Below are 16,377 nucleotides of genomic sequence, written 5' to 3'. Positions count from 1 at the left end.
GCCTTGTGTCGCGAAAGGGGCGCAAAGCGCCCCCTAGGCCCTCAAAGGGCGCCGAAGACCTTCTTGGCCAGGCTGGTAGCCGCCTGCGCCGGGTTCTGGCGAATGCTTTCTTCCTGCTTGGCAATCATCTCGAACAGGCCATCCAGCGCCTTCTCGGTCACGTAGTTCTCGATGTTGGCGTCATCCTTGATCAGCCCCATGCCCTTGGCCTGGCCGGCGAAGGCATTGTACTGCTGGGCGACACCGACCTTGTCGGTGGCCTGCTTGACGATCGGCAGGAACTTGGCGCGGATCTGCTCCCGGCTGCTCTTGTTCAGGTATTGGGTGGCCGAGTCGTCAGCACCGCTGAGAATGCCCTTGGCATCGGTCACGGTCATCTTCTTCACGGCGTCCACCAGAATCGCCTGGGCCTGCGGCACCGCAGCTTCGGCGGCCTTGTTCATGCTGGTTTCCAGGGCTTCGACCTGGTCGCCCTTGCCGAACATCTTCATTGCCTTGGCCGCTTTGCCGAGGTTGCCCGGCAGCTCGATGCGCACCTCAGGGTTATTGCTGAACCCGCCAGGTGTGCTGAGTTGCTTGACGGCAACCTGCGCGCCCTGGGTGAGGGCGTCCTTCAGGCCGCCGGTGGCGTCGGACTGGCTCAGGTCGCCAAGCGACAGGGCCAGGGCACTGGCCGACAGCAGCAGGCCGGCGCACAGGGTAGTGAGGCGCAGGGGGGCGCGAATCATGGGCATTTCCTTATCGGTGAAGTGGGGCGGGCTCAGCGTACCGGGTCGACTTTGACCCGTACCGGCTGCTGGTCGCTGCCGTCGAGTGCCACGCCGTGGTGTTCGGTATTGATGAACAGCAGCTTGCCGTCCAGTTCGATGCGTGCGCTGACCGCGTAACGGTGCCCGGGCTTGACCCGGGCCGGGTCGTAGGTGAGGTGGAACGGCAGCGGCACGTTACCTTTGACCGGGCCGGCCTGGCGGGCCAGGGTCACGGCAGGGGCGTCCATCAGCGAGACATCCTGCAACTCGACGCTCAAGGTGGCGGCAGGCGGCAGGGCGATGCGCTGCAGGTAGAAAACTTCGCCATCCAGGCTGGCCTGGGTGGACGGGGTTTGGCTGGAACAGGCTGCGAGCAGGGATGCGCAACACAGCATAAAGAGCTTTTTCATGGAATCTCCGTTGTCCTGGGGCTGGCTTGTGGCCAACCCCCGGACTGTAGCGGATTTTCCTGCTCGGGTGGTCAATCCCTACGGTTCCTCAAGTCGATGCAGCCAAAGGGAACTTCGATCTTGTCGACAACCACCTGTTGCTTACCCGTCACGGCATCCGGCTTGATTGGATGGCTACTGGTGTTGATGTACAGCAGCTTTCCATCCTTCTCGATGCGTACGGCCAAGCCGTAACTGCGGTTTGGATCGATCTGGCTGACATCGAAATTCAGTTGCAGCTGGATCGGCATCGTGCCGCCACAGCGCAACTGCAACTCGGCGAGGCTGATGGACGGTGCATCTGCCAGCGATTCATCAAGCAGGCTCAGTTTTACCAGTGCAGGGGCTGGCAGGGCGCTTTCGCCGGAAGAAACGATTTCGACTTCTATCGCTTTCATGTGGGTCATTGCAGTACTCCTTGAGGGGGATATCGGGATGCAGCTGACTGATCCTGGTCCCCCGCGAGGGCTGAATGTAGACAGAACAATTACCCTTGCACGGTATCCACCGGCTCGTCGCGGTGCAGTGCAACCTGGCGGATCGACAGCCGCAGTTCGGCCGACAGCACGCGTTTGGCCACACCTTCGGCGAGCTCACCCAGTTTGTCGTGGTGGCCCAGCTTGCCATTGCCATCCGGGCGCAGCACGCCTTGCTCGATCAAGGTCTGGATGAAGTGCCGGAACAGCGTCTTGTCGAAGAATTCCGGTGCATTCAGGCCATGCAGGATCGACAGGCGCTGAGCCATCATCACGCACAGGTCTTCCAGCTCTTCGGCGCTCAGGGTGTTCTGACCGCTGTTGAGCAGCAGCGAGGTGGCCATGTAGAAACGCTGCAGGGTCTGGGTGATGGTGCGGGCTAGCAAGGTCAGCAGGACGAACGGGCGAGAGCTTGGCGCCGGACGCATGTAGACCTCGCCCTCCTGGCGCAGCAAGCCCTGTTCGACCAACGCCGCCAGCCACTGGTCGATCACCTCGTCCAGTTGCTCGGGCGTCCAGCGCAGGAACAGTTCGGCCTGCAGGTAGGGATACAACGCACGCACGTATTGCCCGAGCAATTCACGGCTCATGCGCGAGCTGCTGAGGAAGAAGCTCGCCAGCAGCGCGGGCAGGGCGAGAATGTGCAGGACGTTGTTGCGGTAATAGGTCATCAGCACCGCGTTCGCTTCATCCAGATAGAGGATGCGGCCCAGGGCGTCCTTCTGCTCGGCCAGCAGGTCCATGCCGCGAACATGCTCGATCAGTGCCTGGCCGTCACCGTCGGGCAAGGTGGTGTGTGCGGAGTAAGGCACTTTGCGCAACAAGGCCAGATACAGGTCGAGCACGCGGGTCAGGGCACGTTCGTCCAGCGCCAGGCGGCTGGTCGAGAGCAATGCCAGGGCTACCAGGTTGACGGGGTTGACCGCCGCTGCCTCGTTGAGGTGGCGGGCCACGGTTTCACCCAGGCGGGTAGTGGTCTCATTGAGCCAGGCCGGGCGGAACTGCGGGCCCAGTTCCTGCTCGCGCCAGCCGGGTTGCTGCTCATCCAGGAAGCCGGCCAGGCGGATAGGCTCGCCGAAGTTGACGTACACCTGGCCGAAGCGCTGCTTGAGTGCGCCGATGACCTTGAAGATGTCGAAGATCGACTCTTTCTTCTTGCTTGCACCGCGCAGTTCGCCGAGGTAGGTACGGCCTTCCAGCACCCGCTCGTAGCCGATGTACACCGGCACGAACACGATCGGTGTACGCGACGAGCGCAGGAAGCTGCGCAGGGTGATCGCCAGCATCCCGGTACGCGGCTGCAGCATGCGCCCGGTGCGCGAACGGCCACCCTCGACGAAGTATTCCACGGGGAAGCCTTTGGTGAACAAGGTGTGCAGGTATTCGTTGAATACCGCGGTGTACAGCGGGTTGCCCTTGAACGTGCGGCGCATGAAGAAGGCGCCGCCACGGCGCAGCAGGCCACCGATCACCGGCATGTTGAGGTTGATACCGGCGGCGATGTGCGGCGGCGTCAGGCCGTTGCGGAACAGCAGGTAGGACAGCAGCAGGTAGTCGATGTGGCTGCGGTGGCAAGGCACGTAGATCACTTCGTGGCCCGGAGCGATGCCCTGCACCTGCTCGATGTGGTTGACCTTGATGCCGTCGTAGATCTTGTTCCAGAACCAGCTCAGCACCACTTCAAGGAAGCGGATCGCGGTGTAGGTGTAGTCCGAGGCGATCTCGTTGCCATAGCGCAGCGCCTGGGCTTCGGCCTTGGCCACAGGCATGTTTTCGCGCTTGGCCTCGTCGGCGATGGCCTGGCGGACCAGTGGCGCATGTACCAGGCCCTTGACCAGATTGCGCCGGTGCGAAATATCCGGCCCGATGACGGCGGTCTTGAGGTTGCGAAAGTGCACGCGCATCAGGCGTTGGGCCATGCGCACGGTACGCTCGTGGCCCTTGTTGTGCTGCACCAGGTCGCGCAGGTGGATCGGCGCGGAGAACTGCACGCGGGTCTTGCGCCCCAGGATCAGCACGGTCAGCAGCCGGCGCAGGCGCCCGGTCACCGCCCAGCTGTCGGCGAACAGCAATTTCCACGGGCTGTTTTCACTGGCCGGCGTCTGCCCCCAGAACACGCTGACCGGAATGATCTGTGCGTCTTCCTCGGCGTGCTGGCTGATGGCGGCCACCAGGCGTTCCAGGGTCGGCGGGGCGCCGCGTTTGTCCTGGCGGCCGAGCCAGTCCGGGGCCGGGGTCAGGTAGAAGAACGCGGCGGGTTCGTGCAGCGGGCCGACGGCCACCGGCAGCACAGGGCGCGGCAGCCCCGCTTTGGTGCATTCGTGGTCGATGACCGCCAGGTCGGTGAGCGATGGCGAGGGCAGGGCGTAGAACACCGGGCGGCTGCGGTCGAGTTTGAGGGTCAGGGACGACTGGTTGATGGTCTCGGAGCGCACCCACAGGTACATCAGGCGACGCAGGGCGCCGAAGATCAGGCGGCGCAAGGGGGAACGGGTCATGGGGTGAGTGCCCTGGAAGTGAATTTCTGAGGATAGACAGTCATTTAGTCTGCCGTATCGGCGCAAGTTCAGCAAAATTCGGTAATTACCGCGACGGTCATGAATTTTTTTTGTTCTGTGTCATATACTCGGCCTGCCACTTGCAGGATATTTCGGCAAGCGGCGTCGACATAGGGAGAGCACCCTGTGTCTGCAAGGCGATCTTCACAATAAAAATCCGGAGTAGTTCAGATGTCGTCTCGTGAGACTGGGAATGTTAAGTGGTTCAACGATGCCAAAGGTTATGGCTTCATTCAGCGCGAAGGTGGTGCGGATGTGTTCGTCCACTATCGGGCGATCCGCGGTGAGGGGCATCGTACCCTGGTCGAAGGGCAGCGGGTGGAATACGCCTGCGTGCAGGGCCAGAAAGGCCTGCAAGCCGAGGACGTGGTAGGCCTCTGAGCCTCAGGCTACAAGCTTCAAGCTGCAAGTGACCGTGTACTTGCAGCCTGATGCAATCGTGCTTGACGCTTGCAGCTCAATGCTTGCAGCTCAAGACGTCCGCCAGGTGATTTCCTCTTCACCGTCGGCGCTGATGCGGATCCACCGATCGGCATCTTCTTCACCGTCTTCCTCGACCCAGCCACCCGGCGCACAACGCACTTCGACGTTCAATGCGGCGAACGCAGCGCGTGCGCAGGCGATGTCATCGGCCCATGGGGTCTGATCGCTTTCCAGGTACAGGCTGTTCCATTTCCCTACAGCTTTGGGTAACCAGGTGACTGGAATGTTACCGGCCTGGCATTTGAAGGTCTGGCCTTTCTGCTTCCATTCGCTGCACGGGCCGATCGCCTCGTTGAGCCAGGCGGCAATCTGCTTGTGGTCGACCTCGGCGTCCTTCAGGTAGATCTCGATATCGGGTTGGCGCATAAGGGCTCCGGGTGTGCTCAGTGCTGGCGCACGAAATAGTCATAACGCATGGAAACGGTGACCGCGAACGGCTCGGGCTGGTCGATCACGCGGGCGCGCTTCTCGGCGCTGGCGCGCCAGCCGTGCGGCGTCATCGCCAGCAGGTCGGCACGGGCCTTGGGTTCGGCCAGGCTCAGGCGGAACTCGAGGGTTTCGCTGTGGGCGTGGGCCATGCCCTGCGGCACCAGGGCCAGGTGCTTGTCGTCGGCATAGGGACGCACTTCATCGTAGAGCACTTCGCGCAGCTCCATCAGGTGGCCGCTGGTGGGGCCCACACGCATCAGCCCGCCGCCGGGGCTGAGCAGGCGCCTGGCCTCGTCCCAGTTCAGCGGGCTGAACACACTGGCGATGAACTGGCAACTGGCGTCGGCCAACGGCACGCGGGCCATGCTGGCGACCATCCAGGTGACCTCGGGCGCGCGGCGGCAGGCGCGCTTGACCGCCTCGCGGGAAATATCCAGGGCATAGCCATCGGCAGCCGGCAGAGCCTGGGCGATCTGTGCGGTGTAGTAGCCCTCACCGCAACCGATGTCCAGCCAGGCGCCGGGCTGGCGCTCGCCGGCCAGCTCGGCGAGGCGGCCGGCCACCGGCGCATAGTGGCCGGCGTCGAGGAAATCGCGGCGCGCTTCGACCATCGCCTGGTTGTCGCCCGGGTCACGGCTGTTCTTGTGCTGCACCGGCAGCAGGTTCAGGTAACCCTGTCGGGCGCGGTCGAAGCGGTGGCCGGCCGGGCACACCACGCCGTTGTCGAGCCGCGACAGGGCAGCCTGGCAGAGGGGGCAGGCGAGCATCAGGCGAGCAACCGGACCAGGGTCTGGTAGTAGATCTCGGTCAGCAGGTCGAGATCGCTGGCCAGGATCCGTTCATCGACCTGGTGGATGGTGGCGTTGACCGGGCCGAGTTCGACTACCTGGGTGCCCATGGTGGCGATGAAGCGGCCATCGGACGTGCCGCCGCTGGTCGACGGCTGGGTGTCGCGGTCGGTGACGCCCTTGATGCTGGCCGCCACCGCATCGAGCAGTTCGCCTGGCTCGGTGAGGAACGGCAGGCCCGACAGCGCCCACTCGACCGACCAGTCCAGCTGATGCTTGTCGAGGATTGCCGATACCCGCGCCTGCAGGCCTTCGACGGTCGACTCGGTGGAAAAGCGGAAGTTGAACAGCGCGGTCAGCTCGCCAGGGACCACGTTGGTGGCACCGGTGCCGGAATTGAGGTTGGAAATCTGGAAGCTGGTCGGCGGGAAGAACGCATTGCCTTCGTCCCAGTGCTCGGCCGCCAGTTCCGCCAGCGCCGGGGCGGCCAGGTGGATCGGGTTGCGCGCCAGGTGCGGGTAGGCCACGTGGCCCTGCTTGCCGCGCACGGTCAGCTTGGCGCCGAGCGAGCCGCGGCGGCCGTTCTTGACCACGTCACCGAGTAGCGTGGTGCTCGACGGCTCGCCGACGATGCACCAGTCCAGGCGCTCGTTGCGCGCTTTCAGGCGTTCGACCACGGCCTTGGTGCCGTGATGGGCCGGGCCTTCCTCATCACTGGTGATCAGGAAAGCGACCTTGCCGCGGTGGTTGGGGTAGTCCTGCACGAAGCGCTCGCTGGCGATCACCATCGACGCCAGGCTGCCTTTCATGTCGGCGGCGCCGCGGCCGCAGAGCATGCCGTCGGCGTCGATCAGCGCCTCGAACGGCTCGTGCTGCCACTGCTGCACCGGGCCGGTGGGGACCACGTCGGTGTGGCCGGCGAAGCACAGCACCGGGCCGTCCTGGGTACCGTGGGTGGCCCAGAAGTTGTCGACGTCTTCGAAGCGCATCGGCTCCAGTTGAAAGCCCACGGCGCCCAGGCGGTTCATCATCTGCGCCTGGCAGTCGGCATCGACGGGGGTGACCGAGGGGCGACGAATCAGGTCGCAGGCCAGAAGCAGGGTGGGGGACAGGTCGGCTGGGGCCGTCATCTTGGTACTCCGGAAGCGGGCAAGGCGGGCAAGGGGGCAATAGTCTAAAGCAAAACGCCTTGGCCTGAGCACCTTGCGGCGTGTGGTTTTGCCGCTGGGCGAGGTCGTGCAGCGCTGCCTACGCATGAATAGTTGCCTTCTGCGAGGTAGGGCGTTGCTTGCCATAAGTTACGTGCCTCCAACACGGCTTGATTAGCCAATGCACGAGGAGCTTCACGTGAAACAGATCCAACGCTTGTTGTTCATTGCGGGTATGGGGGCCAGCGGCCTCAGTTTTGCCAGTACCGCCGAAATCACTGTCACCGGCTCGATCAAGCCGGGGGCCTGTGTTCCAACGCTCAGTAATGGTGGGCGATACGATTTCGGCACCATTTCCACCAGTCAACTGAAAGATACCCAGTGGACTCGGCTCGACTCGGCTTATCAGCAACTGTCAGTCCAGTGCGATGCGCCGACCCGTTTCGGATTGAGGGCAGTGGATGCCAGGTCTGACAGTTCAGTCGGTGTATCCGAAAACGAGTACGGCCTGGGCATGAATGGCACTAACAAGATCGGTCACTACACCCTGGCGTTTCTCGGTTCCAGCGTCAAGATCAACGATGGTGACGCTGCAACGCGCCTGCGTACCTATGACGGAGGCAGCAGTTGGAGCGTAGATGGAGGAGTGGTCAGCTACATCAAGAACACCAGGAGGAACGCCATGCACACGTTCGTGCCAGTCGGTAGCACGCAACCAGTGGCCATCCGCAACATGGTCACCGATCTGAGGGTGACCATGCATATCGTGCCTCTGTCGGAGCTCGATGTAGGTGATGGAATTGAGCTCGATGGAGCTTCGACCATCGAGGTCAGGTACCTGTAGCAGCGATGAAAAGGTTCTGGCTGCTTCCTCTGTTCAGTTGTTTCCTGGCCCCGGCTCTGGCCGATGGCATGATTCCGGAAACGTCCGTGGTCATTGTCAACGAAGCCGACGGCGAGGCATCGATACGTGTGCGCAATGATGACAGCCGGGTCGCCCTGCTGGTGGCATCGATCGAGGATATTCCCGAAGACGACGAGCCGCTGCTGTTTCTGTCCCAACCCGCCTGGCGGGTAGAAGCGGGTAGGGAGCAGGTGGTGAGGTTCATCCTGCGGACCGACGTGGCGCTGGCCACCCAACGCCTCAAACGGGTGATTTTCGAAGGTGTGCCTGAGGGCAAGGGAGACGGGAGCTCGCGGGTGGGGGTGAGTATTCGGCAGAATTTGCCGGTGCTCATTCACCCCAAAGGGCTGGCACTCGATCGCACGCCTTGGACGAGGTTGCACTGGAGCCTGCACGGTCGTGAGCTGCGGGTGGAAAACCCTAGCCCCTATGTGGTGCGCCTGGCACAGGAGCTGTTGCTGCTGCCAGCGCAGCACGTCGCGCTGTTGCCGCGGCCTTATGTGTTGCCTGGCGAATCTTTGGTGGTATCACGGCAGCTTCCCGAAGGCTTGCCCAGTGAACGGTTACGTCTGATGCCGGCTACGGTATATGGGTACGCAGCAGAGCCTTTTGAGGCTCCGCTGACACCCGTTCCGTGATGCGCAGCTGGCACAGGCTGGCGTCGTTGTGTGGCGCATCGTTGCTATTGTTCGAGGTCATGTCGGCCAGTGCTCAGGAGGTCGGCTTCGACATTCAGACCCTGATCGAGCGTGGCCTGGACCCAGCCGTGGCGGCCTATCTGGGCCGAACGCCCCGTTTTACACCCGGGGTGCACAAGGTCACGTTGCGGGTCAACGGGCGTGCGGCAGGCTCAGTGAACGTGCGTGTCACCGAGGCAGGTGAACTGTGTTTCGAGCCGGCATTGCTCGACGCTGCGCAGTTGATGGCCCCGCCAGCACCGTCGGATGGTTCTGATAGCGACTGCCGACGCTTTCAGGTCCATTACCCGCAGACCGAGGTTCGGCTCGACCCACAAAACGCGATAGTCGACCTGCTGGTACCGACCCAGGCACTACGCCCGACCAACCCCGGCTTCTCGTTGACGCACTACGCATCCGGCGGAGTGGCTGGCACGCTCAATTACGATCTGGGGTGGGCTGAACATCGCGTGGCAGGGGCGCGCTACGATGCTTGGACAGCCAGGACCGAACTGGGGCTGAATGCTGGAGATTGGGTACTGCGCAGTAACCAGATTTTCAGTCGACTGGGTGGCATGCATCGGGCCGAGCTGCTGGATGCCTATGCCCAGCACACATTCGCTGAACATGCCACTGTGCTTCAGCTTGGCCAGATCCACCTGACCAATACGGTGCTAGGCGGCTTGCCTGTCAATGGCGCACAGTTGTTTCCCGAGCAGGCCCTGACCAGGCGCGGCGCCGTGAGGCGCATCGAGGGTATCGCGCACACCGAGGCGAGCGTGGAGGTGCGCCAGGGCGGACGATTGCTCGACACATTCTTGGTGCCTGCGGGGCCTTTTTCGGTGGACCTTCCAGTATGGGTCGATGCGAATCGAGCCACGCAGGTGACGATTGTCGAAGCCGACGGCCAGCGTCGAGAGTCGAGATTGCCATCATCGCCTGTCGAGACTCTGGATTTGCCTGCCGGCTTCACCTTTGGGCTGGGTACATTGCGCGACTATCCGCAGGCGCCGGGCTTGCTCAGTGCGGGGTGGAGCGGAGCCCTCGGGATGGGCCTGGCTTCAAGTGTGGGAGTGTTGTCCAGCGCCAGTTACCAGTCTGTTGGATTCGGCCTGGGCCAGCGGCCGTGGGCCAGCGCGGAATTAACGAGTACTTTGCGACATGCCCACGTGGCCCAAGGCGCCCTGATGGGCGCGCAGGTGCAGGTACAGCTTTCCCAGGGCCTGGCGCAGAACTGGCACTCGACCGTCGGTTACCTACGGCAAACGTCAGGTTACCGGGAATTCCATGATGCCTTGCCTGGCAATGACCGGCCTGAGCGCAGACTGGGTGAGCGTGACCAGCTCAGCCTGACAGTTTCGTGGCAGCATGCACCGCTCGGAGTGCTCAGCCTGAGCCATGTGCAGACACGCCTCAGCGATGGCAAGCAAATCGGCCACAGCAGCATGGGGTGGTCCAGGCGTTTTGGCCAGGTGACGGTCAACGGCACCGCGGAGTGGCACAGTGCTGCCGGTCAGGGGCGTGGCCGTGCCGTTCATTTGGAGGCGAGCGTGCCGCTGGGAGGGAGCAGGCGACTGCGCGCCTCGATGTTCGGCAGCGGCGAGGCTCGCCGCGGTCGGTTAAGCATGAGCGAGCGCGTGAACGAACAAGTCGCCTATGACCTTGGCCTTGAGCAGCAAAGCCAGGCGGATGTCCTGCAGAGCCGGATCGGCCTTTCGTTGCTGTCCCGATATAACCAGATGCGCATCGATCACGCCGACAATGGCGGAGGTCGCCGTAGTTTGTCGGCCAGGATGCACGGTGCGGCCGTGGCCCATGACGAGGGCGTGACGCTGTCGCCTTACCCGGTACAGGACACCTTCGCGCTGCTCAAGGTCGGCGCGCTCAGTAAAATCCGGGTCAATACTCCCAGTGGACCAGTGTGGACCGACAGCCAGGGGCGGGCGGTGGCGGGGCGGGTTGAACCCTACGGCAAGACCCCTGTGCAGGTGCAGGCGCACAGCGTGCCGCGCAATGTCGAACTGGACAATGCCATCGCCACCGTACAGGCGCGGCGTGGCGCGGTGGCGCGGGTGGCATTCGACGTTTACAAGCGGCGGCGCCTTTTGCTGCAAGCTACTAGCAACGGGCAACCCCTGCCCGTGGGGGCTTCGGTCAGTGATGATGCAACAGGTTTCGTGACCTTGGTGCAGAACGGTGGCCTGGTGTTCCTGCATGATTTTCAAGATGGCCGCCGTCTGACCGTTGAATCGCCCGAGCTCGGGATCTGTCAACTGGAGTTCCAGGTCTCCGAGCACGCCCCCCCTGATCTGTACTACGAAACACTGCCTGCCAGCTGTCGTTCAGTATGACGGACACAGCAGCTAGACCTGCACGGGGTCCTCCTGCGGCATTGGCTTGGGCAGCGAAGACAAAAATGCCATCACCAGTGCCGCCACGTAAGGCAACGACTGCACCAGCAACATCGCCACCCAGAAGCGCATATCGGAACTCGGCAGCCCCTGCACCAGATAGATGCCCAATGCTGCGCCCCACAACAGCAACATGATGAACAGCTCTTCCCGCGCTTCGGAAATCGCCACCAGCAAGCCATGGCTGTCGGCATTCTTCGGTGTACGGAAGAACGGCATGCTGCTGGTGAAGAACCCGTACAGCACCGCCTTGGCGATGGTGTGCGACAGCGCCAGCCCCGCCAGTGCTGCGGCAAAGGCATCCTTGAGGTTCACCCCCACCGCGCGGCGGTAGAGGAAGACAATTTTGCCGACCTTGAAGAAGAACAGCGCCAGCGGCGGAATGGCGAAGATCATCAGCGGCGGGTCGACCCGGTGCGGCACGATGATCATCGCGGCCGACCAGAGCAGAGCACCGACCGTGAAGAAGATGTTCATGCCGTCGGCGATCCAGGGCAGCCAGCCGGCCAGGAAGTGATAGCGCTGGCCACGGGTCAATTCGCTGCCTTTGCCGCGTAACAGGGCAGCGGCGTGGTGCTTGATGATCTGGATGGCGCCATAGGCCCAGCGGAAGCGCTGTTTCTTGAAGTCGATGAACGTATCGGGCATCAAGCCCTTGCCATAGCTGTTGTGGGCGTAGGCAGCCGACAGGCCTTTCTCGAACACGCGCAGGCCCAGTTCGGCGTCTTCGCAGATGCACCATTCGGCCCAGCCCAGTTCCTCCAGCACGCTGCGCCGGGTCATGGTCATGGTGCCGTGCTGGATGATCGCATCACGGTCGTTGCGCGTGACCATGCCGATGTGGAAAAAGCCCTTGTACTCGCTGTAGCAGAGCTTCTTGAAGGCACTTTCGTGCTGGTCGCGGTAATCCTGCGGCGACTGCACCACGGCAATCTTCGGGTCGGCGAAGTGCGGGACCATGTGTTTGAGCCAGTTGCGGTCGACGCAATAGTCCGAGTCGATCACCGCGATCACTTCGGCGTCCTTGGCGGTGTGCGGGATCAGGTAGTTCAGCGCGCCACCCTTGAAGCCGGCCAGGGGCGCGACATGGAAGAACCTGAAGCGCTCGCCGAGCTTCTCGCAGTGGGCCTTGAGCGGCTCCCACACGGCAGGGTCCTTGGTGTTGTTGTCGATCACCAGCACTTCATAGTCGGGGTAATCCAGCGCGGCGAGGGCGTCAAGGGTCTGCTTGACCATCTCCGGTGGCTCGTTGTAGCACGGCACATGCACCGACACCTTGGGCCGGTAGGCACTGTCGCCCTGCACCGGCAGGAATTCGCGCCGGCGCTTGAGGGTCCACACTGCCTCGGCCAACTCGTGGGCCTCGGTCATCAGCACGATGAACACCCCCAGTGCGCCGAGCGCCAGCAGCACGCCAACGGTCAGGCTGAACCAGGTGCTGTATTGCTGGCTGTAGTCATAGGCGATCCAGACCAGCACCGACCCGCACAGGAAGGTGATGAATGTCAGGAAGGTGCGGCCGCGCTGGCGCAGGGCCGAGCCGTCGATCAGCAGCACGGCCAGGGCGATCATGGCCAGGACCACTGAGGCAACCGCCAGGGCACGCCATTGCGGGATCGCCACCACCGGCCCCTCGAAGTTGAACTTCTGCTGGCGCTCGGCGTTGTACACGCCCCAGTAGGCACCCACCGAACCTTCATCGTTGGCCTTCCAGGGCTGGTCGTAGGCCTCGATGACGAAGTAGTTGTAGCCACGGCGGTTGAGGGTGTTGACCAGGGTGCGCAGGTAGATGGCCTGGTCGGCCTGGGTGGCGTCGGCACCGCCGCGCATGCGGCCGTTGCTCGGCCATCCCACTTCCGACAGCAGCAGCGGCTTGCGCGGGAACTGGTGGCGCAGTTCGCGGGCGCGGTCGAGGACGAACTCAACCGAGTCTTTCATCGGCACGAATTCCCAGTACGGCAGGATGTGCGCGGCGATCAGGTCGACATGCCTGGCGATTTCCGGATGTTCCTTCCAGATATGCCACTGCTCGCTGGTGGTCACCGGTACCTTGACGGCAGCACGTACGCGGTCGATGTACTTGATCAGCTCTTCTGGCGTGACCTCCTCGCGGAACAGCGCTTCGTTGCCGACCACCACCCGCACCACGCTGCGTGAGTGGTTGGCCAGTTCGATGGCTTTTTCGATCTCGCGCTCGTTGCGCTCCAGGTCTTTGCTGATCCAGATACCCAGGGTCACCCGCAGGCCAAGCTCTTCAGCCAGACGGGGGATTTCGGCTTGAGTGCCTTCGACGGTATAGATACGGATGTTGTCGGTGAGTTTGCTCATCTGCTCCAGGTCCTGGCGCATCTCGTCATCGCTGGGGTATTGGCCCTTTTGCGGGCTCTCCCCGAGGCGGAACGGTGAGTACGAGAAGCCAGAGATCTGTTCCGGCCAGGCAGGTGCGGAGACCGGGCGGTTGATCAGCGCCCAGAACCCGGTGAACAGTGCGGCGATGGCCAGGACCACCACCAGGTTGAGGCCGAATTTGCGAGATGACATTGTGGTCCGTTTCTGTCCAGGTGATAGAACATTAAAGCAGCAATGATAGGGTGTTTCCTAACGATGGAGGTCAGTGCGGCCGCTGGCCTATAATGCGCGCCGTTTTTCGGGTATGAGTTTCGGGATAGTGACATGAGCACAGAAGATCCACGCTTTGCCGGCGTTGCCCGGTTGTATGGCAACGAGGGCCTGCAACGTCTGAGTAATGCCCATGTGGCGGTCGTCGGCATCGGCGGCGTCGGCTCGTGGGCCGCCGAAGCCCTGGCGCGCAGTGGCGTGGGCGAAATCACCCTGTTCGACCTGGACGATGTCTGCGTCAGCAACACCAACCGCCAGGCCCACGCCCTGGAAGGCCAGGTAGGGCGGCCCAAGGTCGAGGTGATGGCCGAGCGCCTGCGGGCGATCAATCCGGCGATCACGGTGCATGCGGTGGCGGATTTCGTGACCCGCGAGACCATGGCCGAGTACATCACCGAGGAGATGGACGCGGTGATCGACTGCATCGACAGCGTGATGGCCAAGGCTGCGTTGATCGCCTGGTGCCGGCGGCGCAAGATCGCCATTGTCACCACCGGTGGTGCGGGCGGGCAGATCGACCCGACGCAGATCCAGGTCGGCGACCTCAACAAGACCTTCAACGACCCGCTGGCCTCACGGGTGCGCTCGACCCTGCGCCGGGACTACAACTTCTCGCGCAATACCAGTCGCAACTATGGCGTGCCTTGCGTGTTCTCCAGCGAGCAGCTGCGCTACCCCAAGGGCGATGGCAGTGTCTGCCTGCAGAAGAGTTTCGTCGGTGAAGGCGTGCGCCTGGACTGCGCGGGGGGCTTTGGTGCGGTGATGATGGTGACGGCGACGTTCGGCATGGTCGCGGCGAGCAAGGCCATCGAAAAGCTGGTGGCGGGGGCGCGGCGGCCTTCAGAACGAGCTAAACCCGAATAACTTCTGGTCGGTACGCGGTCAATGTGGGAGCGGCCTTGCGTCGCGAAAGGGGCGCGCAGCGCCCCCCAGATTTCAGCTTAGATGCTTAGATCGCTGGGGCCGCTCTGCGGCCCTTGCGCGACGCAAGGCCGCTCCTACATTTAGCTAGCGGGTAGCCCCAACTCCGCCATCCGCAGCAACACCGCATGCAGCCCATTGCTACGCGATGGCGACAGCTGGCGCTCCAGCCCCAGCTGCGTGAACCATGCGCGCAGATCGAGCTCGGCCAGATCTGCACTGGCCAGCCCCTGCACTCGCACCAGCAGCAGCGCCAGCAACCCGCGCAACAACCGCGCATCGCTGCCTGCCTTGAAGTGCCACTGCCCCTGGTCCTGTTCGGCCACCAGCCACACCAGGCTCTCACAGCCATGAACCCGGTTGCACTCGGACTTTTCCGCCTCGCTCAGCGGTTCCAGACGATCACCCCATTGCATCAGCAGTCGAGCACGCTGCTCCCAACCGCGCGCCTGTTCAAAGCTTTTCAGCGCTTCCTGGGCAGGCAAAGGCAACGTCATCGCAACAACTCCAGGCCCTGATCAAGTGCCCCGAAGAACCGTTGCAGATCGTCACTGTCGTTGTACAGCCCGAGCGACACCCGAATCGCCCCCTCCAGCCCCAGCCCCTTGAGCAGCGGCATGGCGCAGTGATGCCCGGCGCGCACGGCGATACCTTGCTCGGTCAGCATGTGGGCGATGTCGGCATTGTGTACGCCTTCGATGACGAAGCTGGCCAGGGCCGTCTGGGGCGCGCCTAGCACGCGCACGCCCTCGCGGTCGGCCAGACCGCGCAGCAGGTGCTGGTGCAGGCTGGCTTCGTGGGCATCGACGGCTTGGGGATCGAGGCTGGCCAGGTAATCCAGCGTTGCGCCCAGCCCGATCACCCCGGCAATCGGTGGGGTGCCGGCCTCTAAGCCCAGTGGCGCAGGACGGAAGCTGGCGCTCTGATACTCGGCCAGCTGCACCATTTCACCGCCGAACTGCCAGTGGCGCAGCAGCTCCAGTGCCTGGCTACGGCCGTACAGCACTCCAACGCCGTCCGGCCCATACAGTTTGTGGCTTGAGAACACGTAGAAGTCGCAGCCCAGCTGCTGCACGTCATGGCGACCATGGACCACGCCCTGGGCGCCATCGACCACGGTCAGCGCGCCTTGAGCGCGGGCATGGGCCAGCAGCGCAGGCAGCGGTTGCCAGGTGCCGAGCACGTTGGACAACTGGCTGACGGCGAGCACCCGGGTGCGCGGGCCGATCAGCTGCAACGCCTGTTCCAGGTCGATATGGCCATGCTCATCCAGCGGCAGTACCACCAGGCGCAGGCCACGGCGCCGAGCAAGCTGCTGCCAGGGCAGCAGGTTGGCGTGGTGTTCCAGCGCACTGACGGCAATCTCGTCGCCCGCTTCGAAACGGTACTCCAGGCCATAGGCCAGCAGGTTCAGCGCCGACGTTGCACCCTGGGTGAAGATGACCTGCCTTGAGTCCGCGGCGTTGAGCCAGGCGGCCACCTTGTCGCGGCTGGCCTCGAAGGCCTGGGTCGCGAGCGCGCCGGGCAGGTGCTGGGCACGGTGTACGTTGGCTGCGCCGTGGCCGTAGTAATGGCTCAGGGCATCGAGCAAGGCCTGGGGCTTCTGGGTGGTGGCGGCGCTGTCCAGGTAGGTCTGGTGCTGCCGTTGCAAGGCGGCGATAGCGGGGAAATCGGCGCGCCAGGGGGAGGGCTGGAACATGTTCGCGGGGCCTGGAATGAAAATCGGGTCTGGCGCATGCACGCCAGACCCGATCTTAACACTTCA

The 16,377-nt window shown here is 63.4% G+C and carries 15 protein-coding genes; 5 read left to right on the top strand and 10 right to left on the bottom strand.

The genetic code is table 11. From position 1 onward, the window contains the following. Window positions 1-41: 41 nt before the first annotated feature. The 4 genes from ACIPW4_RS06075 to plsB all read right to left on the bottom strand — a co-directional run bounded on the left by ACIPW4_RS06075 (window position 42) and on the right by plsB (window position 4,172). Window positions 42-728: a DUF4197 domain-containing protein gene (locus ACIPW4_RS06075; RefSeq protein WP_400655757.1), complete on the bottom strand. Its 687-nt coding sequence runs from the start codon at window positions 726-728 to the stop codon at window positions 42-44. 32 nt (window positions 729-760) lie between these two features. After that, the gene (locus ACIPW4_RS06070; protein WP_400655755.1) at window positions 761-1,159 is read right to left on the bottom strand and encodes a YbaY family lipoprotein; all 399 of its coding nucleotides are present in this window, start codon (window positions 1,157-1,159) and stop codon (window positions 761-763) included. Between the two features lie 71 nt (window positions 1,160-1,230). Then, window positions 1,231-1,605 carry a YbaY family lipoprotein gene (locus ACIPW4_RS06065; RefSeq protein WP_400655753.1) on the bottom strand — a complete coding sequence of 125 codons (375 nt, stop codon included), beginning with the start codon at window positions 1,603-1,605 and terminating at the stop codon, window positions 1,231-1,233. An 80-nt stretch (window positions 1,606-1,685) separates the two neighbouring features. After that, on the bottom strand, window positions 1,686-4,172 hold the full coding sequence (plsB, locus tag ACIPW4_RS06060) for a glycerol-3-phosphate 1-O-acyltransferase PlsB (protein WP_400655751.1): 2,487 nt from the start codon (window positions 4,170-4,172) through the stop codon (window positions 1,686-1,688). A 231-nt stretch (window positions 4,173-4,403) separates the two neighbouring features. Between plsB and ACIPW4_RS06055 the strand changes: the two genes are divergently transcribed. Next, window positions 4,404-4,613, top strand: a complete 210-nt coding sequence (locus ACIPW4_RS06055; RefSeq protein ID WP_003252255.1) for a cold-shock protein — start codon at window positions 4,404-4,406, stop codon at window positions 4,611-4,613. A 90-nt stretch (window positions 4,614-4,703) separates the two neighbouring features. Here ACIPW4_RS06055 and ACIPW4_RS06050 read toward each other — a convergent pair whose 3' ends face one another. From ACIPW4_RS06050 to dapE, 3 genes are read right to left on the bottom strand one after another with little or no spacing between them, the layout of a single operon-like run. Further along, window positions 4,704-5,081: a hypothetical protein gene (locus ACIPW4_RS06050; RefSeq protein WP_400655749.1), complete on the bottom strand. Its 378-nt coding sequence runs from the start codon at window positions 5,079-5,081 to the stop codon at window positions 4,704-4,706. Between the two features lie 17 nt (window positions 5,082-5,098). Then, window positions 5,099-5,911: a putative RNA methyltransferase gene (locus tag ACIPW4_RS06045; RefSeq protein ID WP_400655747.1), complete on the bottom strand. Its 813-nt coding sequence runs from the start codon at window positions 5,909-5,911 to the stop codon at window positions 5,099-5,101. Beyond that, window positions 5,911-7,062, bottom strand: a complete 1,152-nt coding sequence (gene dapE / locus ACIPW4_RS06040) for a succinyl-diaminopimelate desuccinylase (RefSeq protein ID WP_400655745.1) — start codon at window positions 7,060-7,062, stop codon at window positions 5,911-5,913. Before dapE ends, ACIPW4_RS06045 begins: the two co-directional genes overlap by 1 nt. Before the next feature lie 217 nt (window positions 7,063-7,279). Between dapE and ACIPW4_RS06035 the strand changes: the two genes are divergently transcribed. From ACIPW4_RS06035 to ACIPW4_RS06025, 3 genes are read left to right on the top strand one after another with little or no spacing between them, the layout of a single operon-like run. Further along, on the top strand, window positions 7,280-7,924 hold the full coding sequence (locus tag ACIPW4_RS06035; RefSeq protein WP_400655743.1) for a DUF1120 domain-containing protein: 645 nt from the start codon (window positions 7,280-7,282) through the stop codon (window positions 7,922-7,924). Window positions 7,925-7,929: 5 nt separating this feature from the next. After that, window positions 7,930-8,622 (top strand): fimbria/pilus chaperone family protein, encoded by a 693-nt coding sequence (locus tag ACIPW4_RS06030; protein WP_400655742.1) that lies wholly within the window; start codon window positions 7,930-7,932, stop codon window positions 8,620-8,622. Further along, window positions 8,622-11,012, top strand: coding sequence for a fimbria/pilus outer membrane usher protein (locus tag ACIPW4_RS06025; RefSeq protein WP_400655740.1), 2,391 nt, complete (start codon window positions 8,622-8,624; stop codon window positions 11,010-11,012). Before ACIPW4_RS06030 ends, ACIPW4_RS06025 begins: the two co-directional genes overlap by 1 nt. Window positions 11,013-11,024: 12 nt before the next feature. Here the strand turns inward: ACIPW4_RS06025 and ACIPW4_RS06020 are convergent, their stop codons facing one another. After that, complete coding sequence (locus ACIPW4_RS06020; protein ID WP_400655737.1) at window positions 11,025-13,613, bottom strand: glycosyltransferase; 2,589 nt, start codon at window positions 13,611-13,613, stop codon at window positions 11,025-11,027. 132 nt (window positions 13,614-13,745) lie between these two features. Between ACIPW4_RS06020 and tcdA the strand changes: the two genes are divergently transcribed. After that, window positions 13,746-14,555 carry a tRNA cyclic N6-threonylcarbamoyladenosine(37) synthase TcdA gene (tcdA, locus tag ACIPW4_RS06015; protein ID WP_400655735.1) on the top strand — a complete coding sequence of 270 codons (810 nt, stop codon included), beginning with the start codon at window positions 13,746-13,748 and terminating at the stop codon, window positions 14,553-14,555. 140 nt (window positions 14,556-14,695) lie between these two features. Here the strand turns inward: tcdA and ACIPW4_RS06010 are convergent, their stop codons facing one another. Continuing rightward, window positions 14,696-15,109, bottom strand: coding sequence for a SufE family protein (locus ACIPW4_RS06010; protein WP_400655732.1), 414 nt, complete (start codon window positions 15,107-15,109; stop codon window positions 14,696-14,698). Beyond that, complete coding sequence (locus ACIPW4_RS06005) at window positions 15,106-16,311, bottom strand: cysteine desulfurase (protein WP_400655730.1); 1,206 nt, start codon at window positions 16,309-16,311, stop codon at window positions 15,106-15,108. Before ACIPW4_RS06005 ends, ACIPW4_RS06010 begins: the two co-directional genes overlap by 4 nt. Window positions 16,312-16,377 lie beyond the last annotated feature (66 nt).

This window comes from Pseudomonas sp. NPDC089996 (assembly GCF_044748405.1).
In the GTDB taxonomy this organism is placed as follows: Bacteria; Pseudomonadota; Gammaproteobacteria; order Pseudomonadales; family Pseudomonadaceae; genus Aquipseudomonas.
The sequence above is the reverse complement of the archived record's forward strand: the minus strand, read 5'-3'. Positions and strand labels throughout refer to the sequence as shown.

What these genes read in the sequence shown, in the direction of transcription:
- ACIPW4_RS06075 (WP_400655757.1), bottom strand. Translation starts at nt 728, where the DNA reads ATGATTCGCGCCCCCCTGCGCCTCACTACCCTGTGCGCCGGCCTGCTG.
- ACIPW4_RS06070 (WP_400655755.1), bottom strand. Translation starts at nt 1,159, where the DNA reads ATGAAAAAGCTCTTTATGCTGTGTTGCGCATCCCTGCTCGCAGCCTGT.
- ACIPW4_RS06065 (WP_400655753.1), bottom strand. Translation starts at nt 1,605, where the DNA reads ATGACCCACATGAAAGCGATAGAAGTCGAAATCGTTTCTTCCGGCGAA.
- plsB (WP_400655751.1), bottom strand. Translation starts at nt 4,172, where the DNA reads ATGACCCGTTCCCCCTTGCGCCGCCTGATCTTCGGCGCCCTGCGTCGC.
- ACIPW4_RS06055 (WP_003252255.1), top strand. Translation starts at nt 4,404, where the DNA reads ATGTCGTCTCGTGAGACTGGGAATGTTAAGTGGTTCAACGATGCCAAA.
- ACIPW4_RS06050 (WP_400655749.1), bottom strand. Translation starts at nt 5,081, where the DNA reads ATGCGCCAACCCGATATCGAGATCTACCTGAAGGACGCCGAGGTCGAC.
- ACIPW4_RS06045 (WP_400655747.1), bottom strand. Translation starts at nt 5,911, where the DNA reads ATGCTCGCCTGCCCCCTCTGCCAGGCTGCCCTGTCGCGGCTCGACAAC.
- dapE (WP_400655745.1), bottom strand. Translation starts at nt 7,062, where the DNA reads ATGACGGCCCCAGCCGACCTGTCCCCCACCCTGCTTCTGGCCTGCGAC.
- ACIPW4_RS06030 (WP_400655742.1), top strand. Translation starts at nt 7,930, where the DNA reads ATGAAAAGGTTCTGGCTGCTTCCTCTGTTCAGTTGTTTCCTGGCCCCG.
- ACIPW4_RS06025 (WP_400655740.1), top strand. Translation starts at nt 8,622, where the DNA reads ATGCGCAGCTGGCACAGGCTGGCGTCGTTGTGTGGCGCATCGTTGCTA.
- ACIPW4_RS06020 (WP_400655737.1), bottom strand. Translation starts at nt 13,613, where the DNA reads ATGTCATCTCGCAAATTCGGCCTCAACCTGGTGGTGGTCCTGGCCATC.
- tcdA (WP_400655735.1), top strand. Translation starts at nt 13,746, where the DNA reads ATGAGCACAGAAGATCCACGCTTTGCCGGCGTTGCCCGGTTGTATGGC.
- ACIPW4_RS06010 (WP_400655732.1), bottom strand. Translation starts at nt 15,109, where the DNA reads ATGACGTTGCCTTTGCCTGCCCAGGAAGCGCTGAAAAGCTTTGAACAG.
- ACIPW4_RS06005 (WP_400655730.1), bottom strand. Translation starts at nt 16,311, where the DNA reads ATGTTCCAGCCCTCCCCCTGGCGCGCCGATTTCCCCGCTATCGCCGCC.